1 protein-coding gene is annotated in these 478 nt (G+C 54.2%); it reads left to right on the forward strand.

Going from position 1 to position 478, the window contains the following annotated elements:
* Positions 1–180, forward strand: a 180-nt coding sequence (locus ACTD9P_RS29760; protein WP_438870437.1) for a hypothetical protein, incomplete at its 5' end; no start/stop codon positions are given.
* Between the last annotated feature and the right edge of the window lie 298 nt (positions 181–478).

Here is a 478-nt window from a genome sequence, read left to right on the forward strand (position 1 = left end):
ATCACTTTGGTCATGACACTGGCCGGTACTTTTTTCTCAAACCGCGCTAGAACTTCTGCCCACATTGCTTTCGTCACCTTGACTAGAGTTTTGGGGCATTTTATCAAAGACCTTGAAAGGGATGGCTCTTACAGCGGGTCACTTTTGCAAGGACCGGAATGCCGGCCCAGTCAAAAGTAACCAAAAAGTCTTCGCCCCAACACTCGGTGCCTCGCTCTGGCTCGGCATGCCCTCACTCCGGCTTGAATCCGTGGGCCGCCGCGATGGGCCATCCTTGGCCCAGCGCGGCTAACCCGGCGTCCTGCCGGGTTACCCACGGATTCAAGCCTGCGTTCGGCCATCGTGTTTAACGGGGCGATTTCAGATCAAGATCAAAAGCGCAGATCAAAAGACCGCTGACTTCGTCATCGAAAAGGATGTAAGGGCCAGAGCAACAGCAACAGCAACAGCAACAGCAACAGCAACAGCAACAGCAACA

The sequence above is a fragment of the Pseudomonas onubensis genome, from assembly GCF_965653655.1.
Classification (GTDB): Bacteria; Pseudomonadota; Gammaproteobacteria; order Pseudomonadales; family Pseudomonadaceae; genus Aquipseudomonas.